Origin of the sequence: Kribbella sp. NPDC050470 (genome assembly GCF_044458365.1) — a bacterium.
Lineage (GTDB): Bacteria > Actinomycetota > Actinomycetes > Propionibacteriales > Kribbellaceae > Kribbella.
Window position 1 is genome coordinate 152,068 of sequence record NZ_JBITHV010000004.1, and the last position, 17,309, is coordinate 169,376.

A 17,309-nucleotide genomic window follows, 5' to 3' on the forward strand; every position below is an offset into this window, starting at 1 on the left:
AATCCTGAACGAAATCATCGAGAGCTTCCGCGCGAACGCCGGCCAGATCGGCGACGGCAGGTACCTGCTGCTGACGACCACTGGCGCTCGCTCGGGCAAGCAACACACCGCGATCCTCGGGTACTACCCGGACGGGGACCGCGTCCTCGTCGTCGGCTCGGCCGGCGGCGGACCCAGGCATCCGGACTGGTACCACAACGTGGTCGCCAACCCCGAGGTCACCGTCGAGACCGGCCTGTTCACCTACCCGGCGACGGCCGTCGTACTGCGCGACGCCGAGCGCGACGAGGTGTTCGCCCGGCTCGTCGAGGCCGACGCCGGGTGGGGTGAGTACCAGGAGCGAACGACCCGGACCATCCCGGTCGTAGCACTGGTCCAGCCGCCCGGACCGCCCAGCTTCACGGGCTCCGTGGCCGACTTCTTGAAGAGCATCCACACGGTGTTCCGCCGCGAGCTCGAGTTGATCCGCAAGGAGGTCGCCACCTCGGGCACAGCCGGCCTCGGCGCCCAGCTCCGGATCAACTGCCTGACCGTCTGCCAGGGGCTGCACAACCATCACACCGGCGAGTCCCTTGGCCTGTTCCCGGCTCTGGCCGACCAGCATCCCGAGCTGGCCGACACCATCGCCGTACTGCAGTCCGAGCACGACCGGATCGCCGTACTCCTGGAGGAGCTGGAGAAGCAGCTGTCCGATCCATCGCCTGACCTCGTCTCGCAAGTGGATCGGCTGATCGATGCTCTGAACGCCCACCTGGACCATGAGGAGGCCACGCTGCTGGCTTACCTGTAGTGCGCCGATTGGTTCCATGGCAGCGTGGGACGCGTGTACGACGACGCCGTCGAGGCCGGCCGGGCCGCCCTGTCGCGGGGCGCCTGGCCGGACGCTCGGCTGCAGTTCGGGCGCGCGATCGAGGCTGCGGCTACTGCTGAGGCGTACGAAGGGCTGAGCTGGGCCAACTGGTGGTTGGAGGACGTGGCTGCTTGTCTGCAGGCGCGTGAGCAGGCGTATCGGCTGTACCGGAAGGCCGATGACGTACGGGGCGCGGCTCGGATGGCCTTGTGGCTCGGTGACGACCAGAACGAGTTCCACGGTGCCGGGGCGGTGGCTGAGGGCTGGTTCAACCGGGCCGCGCGGTTGCTCGGCGACTTGGACTGTCCGGAGCGCGGCTGGCTCACGGTGTTCGATGCAAACGCCGCGCTCGGCCGGCAGGAGACCGGTCGGGCGCGGCAGCTCGCCGTGCAGGCTGAGGAGATCGGGCGACGGCATCGGGCTGTGGATCTGGAGATGTTCAGCCTCGCGACCGAAGGCGTTGCGCTGGTGACCGAGGGTGCCGTCGAGCAGGGGATGCGGTGCCTCGACGAGGCGACGGCTGCTGCCCTTGGTGGCGAGTACGAGAACCTCGCGCCGGCTGCCTGGACGTGCTGCCGGTTGATGCAGGTGTGTGAGGAGGTTCGCGACTACGAGCGCGGCGCGCAGTGGTGCCGGCAGGTGGAGGAGTTCAGCCGGCGGATGGAGGCGCGGTTCGTCCACGGGGTCTGCCGGGCGCACTACGCCGCGATCCTCGGTTGGTACGGGCGCGAGAGCGAGGCAGAGGAGGAGCTGGCCGGAGCGCAGCAGGATCTGACGGCGAACCGACCGTACTGGCGGGCTGAGGCGGTCGTACGACTCGGTGAGCTGCGCAGGCGGCAGGGGCGGCTGATGGAGGCCGAGTCTCTGTTCAACGACGTGCCGTGGCATCCGTTGGCGAAGCGCGGACTGGCCGAGCTGAGTCTGGACCGCGGCGATCCGGAGGCCGCGCGGGTCGTGCTGGAGCGAGTACTGCGGCAACTGCCGGCTGAGGGGTCTGTGGATCGCGCGTGGCCGCTCGAGTTGCTCGTCCGGGCGGAGACTGCGCTGGGGGAGGTCGAGGCGGCCGGCGTGCATCTCGAGGAGTTCCGCAGGATCGCGCTGACGGTGGGGACGCGGCCGCTGCGGGCGGCGGCGCGCTTTCTGGAAGGCCTGTATGCGGCCGCTCTTGGCGAGCACGAGGCGGCGAATGTTTGCTTCGAGGACGCGTGCGAGTTGTACCTGGCGCCGTACGACGTCGATCGCGCTCGGGCGGAGCTGGCTCGAGTGCCCCGCGGTGGGACGCTCACCACGCGGCAGGTAGCGGTACTGCGTCTGGTGGCGGCCGGGCTGGGCGACCGGGAGATCGCGGCTCGGCTGGTGATCAGCGAGCACACGGTGCATCGGCATGTGGCCAACATCTATGCGCGGTTGGGCTGCTCGACCCGGGCGGCGGCCGTCTCTCGCGCTACCCAGCTGGGGTTGATGGCCTGAGCAGGCCATGTCCGGAGTTGGCTGCTCCGGGCGACGCGGTGGGGTCGTGGTGCGCCGATCCTGGGTGCCATGCAGCAGTTGGCGGAGTACAAGGAATCGGTGCGGACGACCTGGGCGACCGGGGACTACGACGCGATGATGCGTCAGGAGGGTCTGTACGTCGTCGGTGAGCGGCTGGTGCAGGCCGTGGACGTGCAGTCCGGCGAGGATGTGCTCGATGTCGCTTGTGGGACAGGGAATGCGACGATCCCGGCGGCTCGTGCCGGGGCGCGGGTGACCGGGCTCGACCTGACTCCGGCGATGCTCGCGACGGCTCGGGAACGGGCATCTGGTCTGGACATCTCGTGGGTCGAGGGCGATGCGGAGGAGCTGCCTTACCCGGCTCGGAGCTTCGATGTGGTGCTGTCCACCTTCGGCTGCATGTTGGCGCCAAGGCACGAGGTGGTCGCCGACGAGATCGCCCGGGTACTACGGCCGGACGGGCGGATGGGGGTGTGCACGTGGACCGCGTCCGGCGCGATCGGTGACTTCTTCCGGGTCGTCGGCGGATACTTCCCGCCGGATCCGTCGTACGTCGATCCGCCGCTCGGCTGGGGCGATGAGGACCACGTGCGCGAGCTGTTCGAGGGCACCGGAATCTCGCTACGGTTCGCCCGCGAGGTGGCTGTGATCCGGCATTCCTCGCCTGCAGCGGCGGCTGAGTTCTACGCGACGAAGTTCGGGCCGGTCGTGATGGCACGGGCGGCGTTGGGTGATCGGTGGCCGGAGCTTCGAGACGATCTCGTGGAGCTGTTCGCCTCTTATGACTCCGTGCTGCCCGCGGAGTACCTGGTGATTCAGGGGCGGCTGGCCAGCAGCGCGTAGGCGTTCGGGAGGCGGCCGGCCCAGGCAGCGGCGGCATGTCCGTCCGCGGGTCGCCAGAAGGGTTCGGCGTACTCCTCGAGGGTTTCGAGGCGGAGGCCGGCAGCAGTGACGGCCGTGACGATGTGGCCGAGGTTCCACTGCCATTCGCGTGCGCCGTTGGCGGGGAACGTGTCGTTGATGTGCGACTCGGCGAAGTAGCTGCGGTCCGGGCGGATCCGCGGCTCGTCCTCGTCCCACGTCCACAACGGCACGGCCGGGTGCGCCTCGTAGACGAACAGGTGGCCGCCTGGTCGCAGTACTCGCGCCACGTCCTGTGCCCACGCGTCGATGTCGCGCATCCAGATCAGCGCACCCTTGCCGGTGTAGACGAGATCCGCGCAACCGTCCTGCACCGGTACGCCGGGGACTTCGGCGACGACGTACCGGCAACTCACCCCCAGTTCGACCGCCCGCCGCTGAGCCGCCCCTGCAGCCACCGAGCTGTAATCCACTCCGACGACCCGATCGGCCCCCGCGTTCACCAAGGCCACGTCGTCGAGCCCATGCCCACTCTGAAAGTGCACAACCGTCGGCCGGCGATCGAGCAACGGCTGCAGCAGCTCAGCTTCCCGCTCGAACAGCCGCGGCCCACTCAGCGCCTCCTCGAGCAGTTCGTCGTACTCCCGAATGTGCTTCTGAGACGCCGTCTCCCAAGCCACCCGATTACCCCGCACAGCCTCATCCACCCGCCGAGTCTCCCCCACAACGAGGCCGCCGGTCAGCTGGATCTACTCGTTGTGGAGGACCTTGGCGATGGTGGTGTGGGCGGCGGTTCGGGCTGGGAGGTAGGCGCCTAGGGCTGCCAGGAGGATGCCGGAGAGGACGAAGAGGGCGAGGAGGGGGAGGGGGTAGACGTCGAGCATGAAGTCGGGGATGGCGACCTGGGCGCCGTTGGCCATGGCGGGGACGACCAGGCGGTGGGCGAGGATGCCGAGGGGGATGCCCAGGACTCCGCCGAGGGCGCCCAATGCGGCCATCGAGGTGACCACCATGACGGTGACCTGGCCGGGAGTCATGCCGATGGACTTGAGCATGCCGAGGTCGCGGCGGCGTTCGCGGGTGTTGAGTACGACGGTATTGAAGACGCCGAGCGCGGCCACGGTGCCGAGCATCAGCGTGAGCAGGATGACGGTGGCAAGGACCACCGCGACGAACGTGCCCGGATCCTGACCGGGGACCTCTTCCAGCCCGGGGTCGCCCGCCTGGACGGCCTTCACGTAGGCGTCGATGTCGGTGCCGGGATCGAGTTGGATCTCGTAGATGTTCGCCCGCAGGTCCGGTGCGATCAGCGCAAGCGTCTGCCAGTTGGACAGCACCTCGTCGCCCGAGTTGTACAGCGCCTTGCCGACGATCTGAACCTGGGCGCGCTTCCCTTTCGACTCCAGCGTGATCGTGTCACCGACCGACAGCCCGCGCTGCTTGAGGAACCGCTCGGACACGACCACCTGGCCCGGCCCGTCGAACCACTTTCCCTCCAGCAGCCGGAAGCCGATCTGCGTGAAATCGCCACGGTAGAAGGCGACCCGGAGCTCCTGGTTCGTCCCGGCGAGCCGCATCGGCAGGTCCCGACTGGCCGTCACGTACGCAGCGCCGGACGTCGATCGCAGCAACGCCTCGTCCGCCGGGTCACTCAGCTTGGCCAGCTGCCGCTGCGGCGCGGTGCTCCCCGGAGCAGGCCCAGCACCGTTGCCCTCCTCGATTCCGGCGAACATCGTCACGTCGACGGCGCCGGCGCGGCTCGCCGCGGTCTGGTAGTTCGTCAACGACGTACCGAGGCCGACCGCCAACGTCACGCTCGTGACGCCGAGTACGACGGCCGCCAGCGTCAACGCCGTACGCGCAGGACGGGCGAACGGCAGGCCGAGTCCCAGACTGATTGCTCGCGGCAACCGAGTCCCGCTCAGCCAGCGCTGGGCCCGCAGACCTCGCCCGGCCCGCGGCGCACTTCCCGCGCTGATCGCCTCAGCGGCCGACAACCCACGAGCCCGCAGCGAGGGCACGAGCGCAGACAGAGCGACCAGCAGCGGTACGCCGAGCAACGCCGCCACGTCGACCCAGAGCGGGACGCCAAGCCCCTCGGCGCCGTAGTTCTCGAAAGCCCTGGTCAGCAAGGAGGTCGCGAGCACATTGCCGAGCAAAGTGCCCAGCGCGCAGCCGACGATCGCCGGGATGGAGATCATCGCGAGATAGACCGTCATCACCTGCGTCGGCGTGAATCCCAGCGCCTTGAGTACGCCGATGTGCCGGAAGCCGGCCACCACCGCGCCACTGACCACGTTCGCGACGATCAGTACGGCGACGATCAGGCCGATCCACCCGAACACCAGCAGGAACGGGACGAACGTGTTCGGCTCACCGGCAGCGGTGGCCTTGAGCGCGAGATAGGACTGCGTGCCGAGCAGCGCGGCGGACGGAAGGCCCGCGGTCACCGCGGCCTGACCGGCGGTGACGTCCGCGTTGGTCGAAGCCGGGGAGAAGCGGTAGAGCATCTGCGTGATGGTCGGCTTCAGCGCAGTCATCTGCTCGGGCGTGACCCAGGCGTCGCCCGACTTGCTGACACTGTAGGCGAACCCGACAACGGTCAGCTTGGTGCTGCCGGTCGTGAGCTCGGTCCCGACCTTCGCCGCACCGCGTTGGTTGCTGGTCTCGATCGGGTTCCGGTTGAGCACGATCTCACCGGGCTTGTCCGGCCAGCGCCCCTCCCACACGTTGAGCCGGTCGACCGCGCCACCGGGGTCCGCGCGACCGACGACCACGAGCGGCATCGGGGGTCCACCCATGTTCAGCTCCAGGTCGGCGAGGCCGAACGGTCCCGCTGTCGCCTCGGCCTTGCCCGCGGCCTCGGTCAGCTGCGTGTCGGAGACCTTGCTCCGGTCGTACGACGCCACCAGGTGCGCGCCGCTTTGCCGCGCGTATGCCTGTTCGAAGGGTCCAGTGGAGGCGGCGAGCAGCCCCAAGGCGACCACGATCATGGTTGTCGACAATCCGACAACCACTCCGATCACGACCGTCTGCAGCCGGCGGCGCCGTACCGCGGCCCGGGAGACCGGCCACACGGCGCTCACAGCGTCGGCTCCAGACTGCGTTCGCGGGCGACCTGTCCGTCGACGACCTCGATCAGCCGGCTCGCGCAGCGGGTGGCGAGTTGCTGGTCGTGGGTGACGAGCAGCAGGGTCTGGCCGATCTGGTTGAGGTCGAGCAGGAGGTCCATCACCTGTTCGCCGGCCCTGGTGTCCAGCGCGCCGGTGGGTTCGTCGGCGAGCAGCACGGCAGGGCGGTTCATCAGCGCCCTGGCGACCGCGACCCGCTGGCGCTCGCCGCCGCTGAGCTGGGCCGGGTAGGTGTTGCGTCGTGCGGCGATGCCGAGCTCCTCGAAGAGCTCGAGTGCGCGTTTGCGGGCGTGCGTCGCGGAGGTGCCGGTGAGCTGCGCGGCCAGTGCGACGTTGTCCAGCGCCGACAGGTCGTCGAGCAGGTTGAAGAACTGGAAGATCATCCCGATCCGCCGGCGCCGGTACAGCGCCAGGCCCTTCTCGTCCAGCGCGCCCAGGTCCTCGCCGTGTACCACGACGGATCCGGAGGTCGGCCGGTCCAGCCCGGCCACCATGCTGAGCAGCGTGGACTTGCCGCTGCCGGACGGTCCCATCACCGCGACCGCCTCACCGGCGCGAATCTCCAGCGACACCCCGTCCAGTGCGACGGACTCGCCGTACTCCTTGCGGACCTCGGTGAGCCGCACGACCGCCTGTTCGTTGCCTTCTGCATCCGTCATGCCTTCACGCTAGGGCTGCCGGCGGGCGCCGTACGTCAGCCTGCGGGCGTAACGTGCGGGCCCCGTCATCCTGGGGATGTACGGCGTGCCACCTGCGGATGATGCGGATTCACCGGGCCCTTGGGACAGTGGTCCTGTGATCACGACCTGGTTGCTCGTCATCGCCTGCCTGGCGGCGGTCGCGCTCGCGGTCGCGCTCGTCCGGGCCCGGCGGGCGCACGCCCGGGCGCTCGAGGAACGCGGCTGGCTACTCGAACGCGAACGCGAGAGCGCGGCCCAGAGCGCGGTCGACGCAGAGCGGGCCAGGATCGCCCAGGACCTGCACGACATCGTCAGCCACAACGTGAGCGTGATGGTGATCCAGGCCGGCGCCGCCCGGCACGTGCTGGGCGAACCGGCCGAGGCCGAGGCGGCACTCCTCGCGGTGGAGGCGGCCGGCCGGGACACGATGACCGAGCTCCGGCATCTGCTCGGCCTGCTCGCGCCGTCGGCGGACGGCACGGCCTCGGGCTCGTCGGGCTCGTCGGCAGCGTCGGCCTCGGCAGACGAGTTGTCGCCGCAGCCGAGCCTGAGTCGGCTGAGTCCGTTGATAGATCGGATCGCATTTGCCGGGCTGCCGGTCGAGGTGCGCATCTCGGGTGAGCCCCGGCCGCTGCCCGCCGGCGTCGACGTCACGGCGTACCGGATCATCCAGGAGGCGCTGACCAACGCGCTCAAGCACGGTGACGGGGTGAAGGCGGAGGTGACGGTGCGGTACACCGACCACGCGCTGCGGGTCGAGGTACTCAACACCGGGCCCAGCGTGCTGTCCGGCGGTCGTGCACCGCGGTCGGAAGGGGAGGGTCGCGGACTGTTGGGCCTGCGGCAGCGAGTGGCCGTGTACGGCGGGGACCTCGACGCACGGAGGAGACTCGGCGGCGGGTTCCGGGTGCGCGCGAAGATTCCGTTGGAGCGGCCGTGACGGTCGAGCCGCGCGTGGTGATCGCAGACGATCAAGCTTTGGTGCGGATCGGGTTCCGGATGATCCTGACTGCGCGCGGGATCGAGGTGGTCGGTGAGGCCGCCGACGGACACGAGGCCGTCGAGTCGGTACGGCGGCTGCGGCCCGACGTCGTACTCATGGACATCCGGATGCCGACGATGGACGGTCTGGAAGCCACCCGGCGCATCCTGGCCGAGTCGCCGGACTGCCGGGTGCTGATGCTCACGACGTTCGACCTGGATCGCTACGTGTACGCCGCCTTGGCCGCAGGCGCCAGCGGGTTCCTTCTGAAGGACGTGACGCCGGAGCACCTGGCGGCAGCGGTCCGCCTGGTCAACACCGGGGACGCGTTGCTCGCGCCGTCGATCACACGGCGGCTGGTGGAGCGGTTCGCGACCGGCGACCAGGGGCCGGTGCAGCAGCCCGCCGTACACAGGGATCTTGCAGTCCTCACGCCGCGCGAGCTCGAGGTGCTCACACTGATGGGGCACGGCCTGTCCAACGCGGAGCTCGCGACCGAGCTGACGCTCAGCGAAGCGACGGTGAAGACCCATGTCGCCCGCATCTTCGCGAAGCTGTCGCTGCGTGATCGCGCGCAGGCAGTCGTACTTGCTTACGAGACAGGGCTGGTATCTCCGGGCGATCGCTAGCAGGGTGTGTCCATGACATGCATCCTCTGCTCTGCGACAGGGCCGTTCCGACCTCGTGGAGCCAAGGAGGGCTACGAGATCAAGGAGTGCGCGGCCTGCGGGCTCGTGCAGCTCGTGCCGACTCCCACGCCCGAGACACTGCGTGCGCTCTACGAGGGATCGTCGTACTTCGACGGGGACGGCGGCTCGGGGTACTCGGAGTACGAGAGCCAGGAGCGCGAGTACCTGGCGACGTTCCGTGCGGACGTCCGGCGGATCGCGGAGTTCGTGCCGTCGGGCCGGGTGCTCGAAGTGGGCTGCGGGTACGGCTACTTCCTCCAGTGCGCTGCCGACGCCGGGTACGACGTCTACGGCGTCGACCTCTCGCCGACCGCGATCAAGTGGGCGGCCGAGCGATTTCCCGGCCGGGTGTTCTGCGGGATGCTCGACGAGGTCGCGGAGATCCAGGAGCAGAAGTATGACGTCATCTTCGGCTCGCACCTGATCGAGCACGTCACGGATCCGGGCGCCTTCCTGTCGTCAGCGGCACGGCTGTTGAATCCGGGCGGCGTGATCGTGCTCGTCACGCCGAACATCAAGAGCCTGCTGGCCCGGGTCTCCGGGCCGCGGTGGGTCTCGTTCAAGATCCCCGAGCACGTCAGCTACTACGACCCGGTCACGATCACCGAACTGCTGCGTCGCACCGGCTTCTCTACCCTCGCGGTCGACCCCGCCTACCAGTACTACGCTGTTCCGTTCGTCGCCGGCCGTCTGCGTGAGCTCCTCGATCCTGTGTCCCGGTTGATCCCGCGTGTCGAGAACCTGGGCTTCCTCCGCGGGCGGCAGGTCCGCGTGACGAGCGGTTCGATGCGGGTCCTGGCCACTGACGCAGCAACCGGGGGTAGCCCGCGCGTCTAGAGGGCATGGGACGTCGACTTGGAGGTGGCTGGCGCCTGCGCTCGCCGTGGTGGCGGTTGCGGGAGCCGTGATCGTTGTTGCCGATGGCCCTCGTAGCCGGACCGCGGCGGCCGGACCGGCCACCCGGGCGATCGGCACCCTGATGCGGGGCAGTGAGCTCAGCGCCGACGTGACCCTGTACGCCACGAACCGGGTGTACACCGTGGAGATGCGCCCGGACGGCAACCTCGTCCTGCTCCAGAACAGCAAGACCGTCCTGTGGAGCACGAACATCACCGGCTGGCCGAACTCGTCGGCCGCGATCGACGCCAACGGCCGATTCACCACCCGAAACCAGGACGGCCACGAGACCTACCTCATCGACTCCCGCCGTCCCGGCACCGTCCTCCAACTCCGTCCCGACGGCCACCTCCTCATGATCCACGGCCGAACCACAGTCCGAACCCTGCATTGAGGGATCCTTACTCCTCGCGGCCCTGCTCCAGCTGCAGGTTCACGACCCGGGACCTCAGCGCGAGGTCGTCCATCGTCTCCAGCACCAGGAATCGATCGACCCGCACCTTTGTCCGTGCCGGCTGGAACACCGCTACCAGGTCGCGAAGCTCGGCGTACTCGGCGCCGGTCACGTCCGACGTCAGCTGCAGATAGCCCGCCAGCAGCGGACGCTCCACGTCAAGCGCTCGTACGGCCCGCTCATCCGCCGGCTCGACCGGAAGGTAGATCCGCCCGGTGTTGAACTGCCCGATCCACGGCCCGCGCACAACGAGATCGATCGGTCCGTCGAGCACCCGCGGCTCGTCGCTTCCATGCACCAAGGTCGCATGCACCCGATCCGCCCTCAGCTCGAGCCCGCGCCACCAGACGAGGTTGGACAGGCGAGAATCAGCCAGCGCCGCCAAGAATGCCTCCGGCCGCGGATCAGGCAACGGCACGACCACCGAACGCACCGGCGGCCAGAACTCTCCCGGCCCGACATCCGGGCCAAGCGGCCCTCGCACCCCATCCCTCAACAACGGAAGATGCCGCCTCCGATACCGCGCATCCAGCCGCAACGCCTCGTGCTTCCCCCACTCGAACTCCTGCCCCGCCAGCACACTCAGCACATCACCCATCGCGACCCCCTCACCCCGAATAGTCTCGCGCCGCGTGTCGAGAATGTGGGTTTGGCTCCGTCCCCTGTGCACCAGCGGCCACGACGGGTCGCGTGACGAAGGGGAATCACCATGGCGCTGCACCGGATGGACAACGTCGGCATCGTCGTCGACGACATGGATGCTGCGGTTGCGTTCTTCGTGGAGCTCGGCATGGAGCTGGAGGGCCGTGCGCAGGTCGAGGGCCCCGCGGCGGACCGCACAGTCGGCATCGACGAAGTCCGCTGCGAGATCGCAATGCTGCGAACTCCGGACGGCCACAGCCGCCTGGAGCTGTCGCAGTACCTGATCCCTGCCGCGATCGTCCCGAACCCGCCCAACCCGCCGCACAACACCCTCGGCATGCACCGCGTCATGTTCGCCGTCGACAACATCGAGGATGCCGTCGCCCGGCTCCGCACTCACGGCGCCGAACTTCTCGGCGAGATCGTCAAGTTCAGCGAGACCTACCGCCTCTGCTACCTTCGCGGCCCCGCCGGCATCATCCTCGGCCTCGCTGAACAGCTCACCTGACGCCTAGCGGGCACTGCACAGACAACGGGGGTACGGTCTCCGCATGACACGACCGCGAATGCGGATTGGGGCCGTCACGATCACGGCAGCACCGGCTCCACACGCCCGGGAGCTGGCCAGGTTTTATGAGCAGCTGCTTGGCTGGCGGATCGTCGACGAAGGGCCGAAGGGCGGTTGGGTCCAGCTTCACCCGCCCGAGGGCGAGACAGACAGGACGCTGCTCGGCATCAACATCGAGTCTGATCAGGAGCACGAGCGGCCGACCTGGCCGAGCAAGCCCGGTGGTCAGAACGCGACGATGCACCTCGACATAGGCGTGGACGACCTCGATGAGGCGGTCGCGTGGGCCCTCCAGGCAGGCGCGAGTCTCGCCGAGGACCAGCCGCAGGAGCACGTCCGGGTCATGCTCGACCCACACGGCAACCCCTTCTGCCTGTGCCGCTGACCCATCACCGAACCGCTGGGAAATGACCTACAGGTTCGGCGATGAGTCGCCAGATGACGGCGTGGCCTGCGCTCTGGTCCCGGACACCTACTCGGATTCGCCTTCGAGGGCGAGGCGGTAGCCGCTGGGGGTATGGAGGAGGAGACGGCGGTAGGTCCAGCCGGGGGCTGGATTGTTGTGTTCGAGTTCGAACTCCAGGCCTGCCGCCTGGCACCGCTCAGCCGCCGCGTCGACGTCGGAAACGGCGATTTGCCAGGTGAGGACGCTCGGTGGGTCGTTCTCGGCGGTTGCCTGCTGGATGCCGAAGTGGATCGTGTCCGTCCCGAAGGCTATGAAGTCGGGATACTCCTCGCCCTCATAGATCACCGGCAAACCGAGCTTCTCGTAGAAGGCGCGCTCGGCGGAGAGATCGGAGACGTTCAGGACGGGTGCCAGGCGGGTGAACAGTTGGTCAGCGGCCATGGTGAACAGTCTCGCCCTCAGGAGGGCAAGCGGAAGACGGAGAAGTGGCTGAGGGGCTCGACCGTCAGACAGAACCTAGGAACAACTGAGACCAAGACCGAGACCAAACGACTCCGGGGCGGCTCCCAGATGTGGGAGCCGCCCCGGCTCGTGTTCGTCCTCCGTGAGTCTGGGACCGCCCTCTGACCTGACCCTATGCGACTCCGGGGAGTGGCGGAGGATACGAGATTCGAACTCGTGAGGGGTTGCCCCCAACACGCTTTCCAAGACCGCAAGTCGTCGTTCAGCGTGGTTCGGGAACCCCTTCGGGAGCGTGGATCCGGTGAGCCACGATCGCTGGCGAACGGTCCCGAACCGTGGCGGATGAGACCCACTTTGAGACCCCCGCCGCATCCCTGCATCCCCGCTGCCGCCTCGAAGCCTCCGCCGAGGGAGACTGCAACGCTCAGCCTGCCTCCGCGCCCAAGGAGCCGCTGAACGGCAAACCGAGCATTACCGACTCCATGAACTGCCAATCCGGCTCACCGGCAGTTGTTCCTGGCAGATTGATGGATGTTGTCTGCATTCTCTCAAGTGTCCACTTGTACCCGTAAGTGTATCTGAATCGCAGATGCTTAATTACTGCTGCCACGAACAGCAACGACCATTTGGAGACCTGCGTTTTCGGCACCAAGACGTTTACATCGTCACAGGCGAAGAAGGGCGCATCCTGATAGAACGCCCATCCTACAGAGTTTCCGTTATAGGGAACCGTGAGGCATCCGCCTTGGAATGTCGGAGAGACGTCATTCATATCCGTAATACCGTTATTCTTTTCGGAAGCGCCAATGAAGCGGACGCCTCCTGGGAGGCGAGCGGCCTTGGTCAATCGCCGTCCTTTGTAAATGGAGAAGAGATCACCAAGAACGAAGCTCGCCCAAGCGGTCGGATCCCCTAACGGTACGTGCGGGGCGGCCGACTTCGCCAGCCCGGCGACAGTTGGGATCTGTGCCTTGTCGACCCAATCGGGGACCAAATCCGGCAACTGTATGGTGCCGAGCGTCCGGTTTGCTTCCCGACCAAATGCTGTATACCGGAATGCATTGCGCCGGATGCACATCGCATAATAGAGCCGATGCAATAGCGGCATGCTTGAGTCTAGGGGTTCCAGAACGGCAACGTTTTGTGCGGTGTAGAACGGGCGCTGCTGAACATATGATGACAAGAGGCGTGAGCCACCGAGAGCGACGGTCAGAAGGTCACGTTGGTACGGCTGGAGCCCTGGGACTGGTTGTACGAATCCTGACACCCCGCTATGGCCATCGAGGCCGCCCTTGCGACCGACGAAAGCGATCCCGGTCAGTCTGTCAGCTCTCGTCATCTTGTTCATATCAAGTTTGTTGCCATAAGTCACAGAAAATAGATTGCTGACGCGGGGCATCAGTCCTCATCCCCATTGCTGTTGCCGAGGGTAAAGAGAGCGTAGTCTGTGAGTACCTTTTGAAAGTCGGCCTCCGTCAGCGTGGAATAATCCGTCTCCATGTAGGCCTCCGCGACCCATTCGTCATCCGCCGTCACCGCCGCCATTACCGATTCGCCAGCGTGAACCTCACGATTTCGAAACGCGTCTATCCATCGGTCCCTGATCTGAGGCCACGTGTGGTCCCGATCAACCCGCCCAAGGTTCTTGATCTTGACGAACCCATCGTCGCGCCAGTAGCCGAACCACGTCTTCTTGTTTGAAGTCTTGTGGGGAACGCCAGCAGTGAAGACCATCACGCAGGTCACGACGCCCACCGGATGGAAGATTTCCGGCGGCATCGACATCACGGCCTCGAGGGTGTGCTTCTTTAGAAGGTTCTCTTTGTGGATCGAGGGCGCTGTGGCACACGACACTGGGACAATTGCGACGCCGGTTCCATGCTTTTCGAGCATGCCCAGCATGTGCTCAACGAACCGCAACTCGTGTAGATCCGCCTTCGATTTCGCGTAAGGTGGGTTTATTAGACCGATGTTGGGCTTGTGACTTTTAACAGCTTTGGTGATCGCGACATCGAAACACGACCCTTGGTAGAGGTTTGCTTTACCGTCGCCCCGCAGAATCATGTTGGACGCAGCGAGGGCGTACATCGTCGCCTGTTGCTCAACGCCGATGAGACGGTCACGCTTAATGGATTCGATCTCGGCATTGGTTGTTGCTGTCTTCGCCATCTTCATCATTGCCGAGATGAGGAAGCCGCCGGTTCCTGCGCATATGTCGACGACGGTGTCGTCCTTAGAGACATTCGCGATGAGCGAAAAGAGCTCCGTGACGTGCTTGGGGGTAAGCACGATGCCGAGGCCCTTGCCGTCACCGCCGGTGTATTTCAGAAACTCGCCGTAGAACTGTCCAACTACATCGAAGTCATGGTAGATCGTTAGGAACGGCAGGACTCTGTCAGCGAGCAGTGTGATGATCTCGTTTAGGAGACCCTTTGGGTAGCCTTTGGTTGGCTTTCGGAGCTCAGGATGGACCTCAATATTCGTGAAAGGCTGCGTCATGTTCTCGATCTTTGGAACGGGAAGCTTCGCCTTCGAGACCTCATCTTTGATGGTCTGCATCCAAAAACCAGGAAGGTCCTTGGCCTGGTAGAGGTCGTACGATTTCGCGAACACATCGTTGCCTAATGCGATCAACGTGCCGGCTACGGCCAGCGGCTTTTCCTTCTCTTCCAATTCTGCTTCGTCCCGCATGAATTCGTGCATTTCTTGGCTGAATTGGATGAGATCATGGGTACGTCTCGCATGTACCGTCGGATCGAACGAGGCGGCCGCGATCAGGTCGGCCATTGACACGATGTTCTGTATGGGGGCACCGCTGGGTGCCACGAGCGGTTTCGGCTCGGACTCTCCGAGTGGCATCAAGAATGCGGAAAATTTGCTTCCCTGTGGTGTCCCTGACACGGCGATTGCGATCACAGTGTACTTAGGTGAAAGCCAGCGAGCGTAGTGCAGAGTTCCGTCGACGGCGTACTCTGCTGGCCGATCTCGATCTTTTGACTCGTGCTTTGAAACACTGGCCTTGCATTCGATGACAACGACCATGTCTGGTGTGTCGGGGGCAGTGATAATGAACTCTGGATAGCCAGCGCCGCCCTTGCCTGTCTTCGAGGCCTTTGATAACGCAGTGCGAATCGCTGCGATGACGCTCTGCTGCTTCTCTACTACGACCGCGTCAGGGTCGTCATAGAATCCGTATTCACGCAAGAGGGCGTCGACCATGTCTTCGGTCTCACGCTCGTTTGCCATCCGCTAACCACCCCATCGCAACACCGGCCACATCTGACATGCAGAACACTGCCATACGGGAGCGGCGTTCGGCTGCGCTGTTGGCTGTCGGAGCGGCGATCGGTGTCTTCAAGGGCTCGTGGACACGCGAGGTGGTCACAGTCCCTGCGAGGAACTGGCGGGACATCGGTAACCAGTCGAGCTCGGTCGGGCAGGCGTCAACGAACGGCGGCAGCCACTTCGGTCATTGTCCGCACGATGAGATCAGCGCCAGCTGCTGAGAGCGCATTGGCTTTGCCGGGCTTGTTGGCGTAGCCGATGGTGTGTGTCCCAGCTCCCCGGCCCGCCTCCATGTCGCTCGTTTGGTCGCCGATGAAGACACAGGCCGCCGTGCGCACGCCGAGCGCTCTGGTGGTGTTCTCGATGAGGTGAGGGCTGGGTTTCATCAGTGCCGGGTCGGAGGGATCGCGTCCCTCAACGTGAGCTACTCGGTCGGTCAGGCCGGTGCGGCTGAGATAGCGCACCACGGCTTCGGCATAGTTGTTGCTCACGATCGCCACCAACTTCCCGCTACGCTGGCAGGCGGCCAGCGACTCTGCCGCGCCCGGAGTCGGCAAGGCGGACTCCACCGCCCTCAGCTCAGCGTCCTGCAAAGCACTCTCAAGCCGGGCAGCGAGATGGGGATTGTCGGCGGCTGCTAGAAGGAGCTCGTGAGGACCCCTCGCCTTTCGCAGGGCAACGTCCAGGTCGTGCGGAATCACGCCGGCCAACTCGCGAAGCTCGCCAGTGATGCGTTGGGCGGGATAGCCGTCGAATACGGAGCAGATCGGCCCGTCGAAGTCAAAGAGGACTGCTTCGGCGGCGGCGAGCAACTGCCCGAGTGGGTCAATAGTCACAGTTCGCGAACCTGCCCAAGGGTGCCCCAAAGGCTCTCGAACCATCGGCGTGCTTGGTCAACGTACTGCGACCCTGTGGCCTGGTCGTTGTCGCTGGTCGAATGGTGGAAAAGGACCGTGTCTTTACCGACCGCATCAAATATCGGGATGGTCTCTCCTTCGATTTCTACCTCGCGCTCGACGACGGGATAGAACCCGAAGAAGATCTCCTCATTGTTCAAAGCGTAGAGCTTAAACATCATCGGCAGACCGACAATCACACGCGCTTCGACCTCGGTTTTCGGGACGAGTCCCAATTCGCCTAGCTCGCGGACCGATTGCACGATCTCCCCGGCCGATCGGTGCGCAATTCCGGCCACTCGGGCCCTGACGCGGGGGTCATCTCCAGGAGTGTCCCCAGCGCGTGACGGGACAGCAATCGGCTGATTGAGGTCCGGCAGAAGCATGCGGATGGTGATCGACTGGGGAGTCAGGCGACCACGCCTGATCCGGTCGATTGGTTCCTCAAGCGCGCCGAGCAGCGTTTCGCCGGTTAGTCCGGCGAAGTCGATACGTACAGTGTCGTGCTCGAACGCCTTTTCAATGTGCGGACGTAGCCCGACCGCCTGGTCGGCCTGCTCGCGGACGTACACGCCGCTGCCGACGCGAGAGACGATCAACCCCTCATCGCGCAAGATCCGCAGTGCCTGCTGGATTGTCATCCGCGCAACGCCGTATTGCGTCGCGAGCTCGTTCTGAGACGGGAGCTTCTCTCCCGCCTTCACCTTCTTCGTGAGGATCGCCGCGCGTAGAGCGTTGGCGACCTGCTTGAACGGCGGTCGCGGGTCAGACGGATCTAGCTGCTGCTCCATGCCGCAAGCCTACTAGCTGACTAGGCAGGCTAGGGCAATCCCGTCCAGATGCTTGACCTGGCTAGCCAGCCTATGTAGCTTTCTGCTAACGGAAATCTGGCTAGGCAGGCTAGTCCGACTAGCCAGGTGGCGGGGGGGGGGGGGGGGCCCCCCCCCCCCCCCCGGGGGGGGGGTTGGGGGGATGGTGGGAACAACACCAACCAACACAAAAAAAACCGCCCGGG

General features: G+C 65.9%; 18 protein-coding genes. 9 read left to right on the plus strand and 9 right to left on the minus strand.

The annotated features are described in order from the left end of the window. Positions 1 to 4 precede the first annotated feature (4 nt). The 3 genes from ACIBGM_RS12735 (at position 5) to ACIBGM_RS12745 (ending at position 3,184) form a co-directional block, all read left to right on the plus strand. Complete coding sequence (locus ACIBGM_RS12735; RefSeq protein ID WP_396385831.1) at positions 5 to 790, plus strand: nitroreductase/quinone reductase family protein; 786 nt, start codon at positions 5 to 7, stop codon at positions 788 to 790. A 24-nt stretch (positions 791 to 814) separates the two neighbouring features. Beyond that, entirely contained in the window at positions 815 to 2,320 is a 1,506-nt protein-coding gene (locus ACIBGM_RS12740) for a LuxR C-terminal-related transcriptional regulator (protein WP_396385499.1), read from the plus strand. A 69-nt stretch (positions 2,321 to 2,389) separates the two neighbouring features. Further along, complete coding sequence (locus tag ACIBGM_RS12745) at positions 2,390 to 3,184, plus strand: class I SAM-dependent methyltransferase (protein ID WP_360519204.1); 795 nt, start codon at positions 2,390 to 2,392, stop codon at positions 3,182 to 3,184. Here ACIBGM_RS12745 and ACIBGM_RS12750 read toward each other — a convergent pair. The 3 genes from ACIBGM_RS12750 to ACIBGM_RS12760 are packed head-to-tail and all read right to left on the minus strand — an operon-like array spanning position 3,157 to position 6,992. After that, positions 3,157 to 3,909, minus strand: coding sequence for a class I SAM-dependent methyltransferase (locus ACIBGM_RS12750; RefSeq protein ID WP_360519201.1), 753 nt, complete (start codon positions 3,907 to 3,909; stop codon positions 3,157 to 3,159). The genes ACIBGM_RS12745 and ACIBGM_RS12750 overlap by 28 nt on opposite strands. Before the next feature lie 42 nt (positions 3,910 to 3,951). Further along, on the minus strand, positions 3,952 to 6,288 hold the full coding sequence (locus ACIBGM_RS12755; RefSeq protein WP_360519199.1) for an FtsX-like permease family protein: 2,337 nt from the start codon (positions 6,286 to 6,288) through the stop codon (positions 3,952 to 3,954). Then, a complete protein-coding gene (locus ACIBGM_RS12760) occupies positions 6,285 to 6,992 on the minus strand; it encodes an ABC transporter ATP-binding protein (RefSeq protein WP_360519197.1) in 708 nt (235 codons plus the stop codon). Before ACIBGM_RS12760 ends, ACIBGM_RS12755 begins: the two co-directional genes overlap by 4 nt. A gap of 136 nt (positions 6,993 to 7,128) precedes the next feature. Between ACIBGM_RS12760 and ACIBGM_RS12765 the strand changes: the two genes are divergently transcribed. From ACIBGM_RS12765 to ACIBGM_RS12780, 4 genes are read left to right on the plus strand one after another with little or no spacing between them, the layout of a single operon-like run. Next, positions 7,129 to 7,953: a histidine kinase gene (locus tag ACIBGM_RS12765; protein WP_360519194.1), complete on the plus strand. Its 825-nt coding sequence runs from the start codon at positions 7,129 to 7,131 to the stop codon at positions 7,951 to 7,953. After that, positions 7,950 to 8,624 (plus strand): response regulator transcription factor, encoded by a 675-nt coding sequence (locus ACIBGM_RS12770; protein WP_360519191.1) that lies wholly within the window; start codon positions 7,950 to 7,952, stop codon positions 8,622 to 8,624. Before ACIBGM_RS12765 ends, ACIBGM_RS12770 begins: the two co-directional genes overlap by 4 nt. Before the next feature lie 12 nt (positions 8,625 to 8,636). After that, the gene (locus ACIBGM_RS12775; protein WP_360519188.1) at positions 8,637 to 9,521 is read left to right on the plus strand and encodes a class I SAM-dependent methyltransferase; all 885 of its coding nucleotides are present in this window, start codon (positions 8,637 to 8,639) and stop codon (positions 9,519 to 9,521) included. A gap of 49 nt (positions 9,522 to 9,570) precedes the next feature. After that, a complete protein-coding gene (locus tag ACIBGM_RS12780; protein WP_360519185.1) occupies positions 9,571 to 9,975 on the plus strand; it encodes a hypothetical protein in 405 nt (134 codons plus the stop codon). A gap of 7 nt (positions 9,976 to 9,982) precedes the next feature. Here the strand turns inward: ACIBGM_RS12780 and ACIBGM_RS12785 are convergent, their stop codons facing one another. Continuing rightward, a complete protein-coding gene (locus ACIBGM_RS12785) occupies positions 9,983 to 10,633 on the minus strand; it encodes a hypothetical protein (RefSeq protein WP_360519182.1) in 651 nt (216 codons plus the stop codon). Positions 10,634 to 10,744: 111 nt separating this feature from the next. Between ACIBGM_RS12785 and ACIBGM_RS12790 the strand changes: the two genes are divergently transcribed. Both ACIBGM_RS12790 and ACIBGM_RS12795 read left to right on the plus strand, forming a co-directional pair. Beyond that, positions 10,745 to 11,185: a VOC family protein gene (locus ACIBGM_RS12790; RefSeq protein ID WP_360519179.1), complete on the plus strand. Its 441-nt coding sequence runs from the start codon at positions 10,745 to 10,747 to the stop codon at positions 11,183 to 11,185. Positions 11,186 to 11,228: 43 nt separating this feature from the next. Beyond that, a complete protein-coding gene (locus ACIBGM_RS12795; RefSeq protein ID WP_360519176.1) occupies positions 11,229 to 11,630 on the plus strand; it encodes a VOC family protein in 402 nt (133 codons plus the stop codon). A gap of 87 nt (positions 11,631 to 11,717) precedes the next feature. On the opposite strand, the gene ACIBGM_RS12800 is transcribed toward ACIBGM_RS12795, so the two are convergent. The 5 genes from ACIBGM_RS12800 to ACIBGM_RS12820 form a co-directional block, all read right to left on the minus strand. Next, the gene (locus tag ACIBGM_RS12800; RefSeq protein ID WP_360519173.1) at positions 11,718 to 12,092 is read right to left on the minus strand and encodes a VOC family protein; all 375 of its coding nucleotides are present in this window, start codon (positions 12,090 to 12,092) and stop codon (positions 11,718 to 11,720) included. Positions 12,093 to 12,537: 445 nt separating this feature from the next. Beyond that, on the minus strand, positions 12,538 to 13,485 hold the full coding sequence (locus ACIBGM_RS12805) for a restriction endonuclease subunit S (protein WP_396385503.1): 948 nt from the start codon (positions 13,483 to 13,485) through the stop codon (positions 12,538 to 12,540). Positions 13,486 to 13,511: 26 nt separating this feature from the next. Continuing rightward, positions 13,512 to 15,359, minus strand: a complete 1,848-nt coding sequence (locus ACIBGM_RS12810; RefSeq protein ID WP_396385504.1) for a class I SAM-dependent DNA methyltransferase — start codon at positions 15,357 to 15,359, stop codon at positions 13,512 to 13,514. A 197-nt stretch (positions 15,360 to 15,556) separates the two neighbouring features. Further along, positions 15,557 to 16,234 (minus strand): HAD family hydrolase, encoded by a 678-nt coding sequence (locus ACIBGM_RS12815; RefSeq protein ID WP_396385505.1) that lies wholly within the window; start codon positions 16,232 to 16,234, stop codon positions 15,557 to 15,559. Further along, positions 16,231 to 17,085: a GntR family transcriptional regulator gene (locus tag ACIBGM_RS12820; RefSeq protein WP_396385506.1), complete on the minus strand. Its 855-nt coding sequence runs from the start codon at positions 17,083 to 17,085 to the stop codon at positions 16,231 to 16,233. The genes ACIBGM_RS12815 and ACIBGM_RS12820 overlap by 4 nt, the downstream gene beginning before the upstream one ends. Between the last annotated feature and the right edge of the window lie 224 nt (positions 17,086 to 17,309).

Coding starts and splice junctions, on each gene's coding strand:
- ACIBGM_RS12800 (WP_360519173.1), bottom strand. CDS start 12,092: ATGGCCGCTGACCAACTGTTCACCCGCCTGGCACCCGTCCTGAACGTC.
- ACIBGM_RS12760 (WP_360519197.1), bottom strand. CDS start 6,992: ATGACGGATGCAGAAGGCAACGAACAGGCGGTCGTGCGGCTCACCGAG.
- ACIBGM_RS12785 (WP_360519182.1), bottom strand. CDS start 10,633: ATGGGTGATGTGCTGAGTGTGCTGGCGGGGCAGGAGTTCGAGTGGGGG.
- ACIBGM_RS12745 (WP_360519204.1), top strand. CDS start 2,390: ATGCAGCAGTTGGCGGAGTACAAGGAATCGGTGCGGACGACCTGGGCG.
- ACIBGM_RS12775 (WP_360519188.1), top strand. CDS start 8,637: ATGACATGCATCCTCTGCTCTGCGACAGGGCCGTTCCGACCTCGTGGA.
- ACIBGM_RS12795 (WP_360519176.1), top strand. CDS start 11,229: ATGACACGACCGCGAATGCGGATTGGGGCCGTCACGATCACGGCAGCA.
- ACIBGM_RS12820 (WP_396385506.1), bottom strand. CDS start 17,085: ATGGAGCAGCAGCTAGATCCGTCTGACCCGCGACCGCCGTTCAAGCAG.
- ACIBGM_RS12790 (WP_360519179.1), top strand. CDS start 10,745: ATGGCGCTGCACCGGATGGACAACGTCGGCATCGTCGTCGACGACATG.
- ACIBGM_RS12810 (WP_396385504.1), bottom strand. CDS start 15,359: ATGGCAAACGAGCGTGAGACCGAAGACATGGTCGACGCCCTCTTGCGT.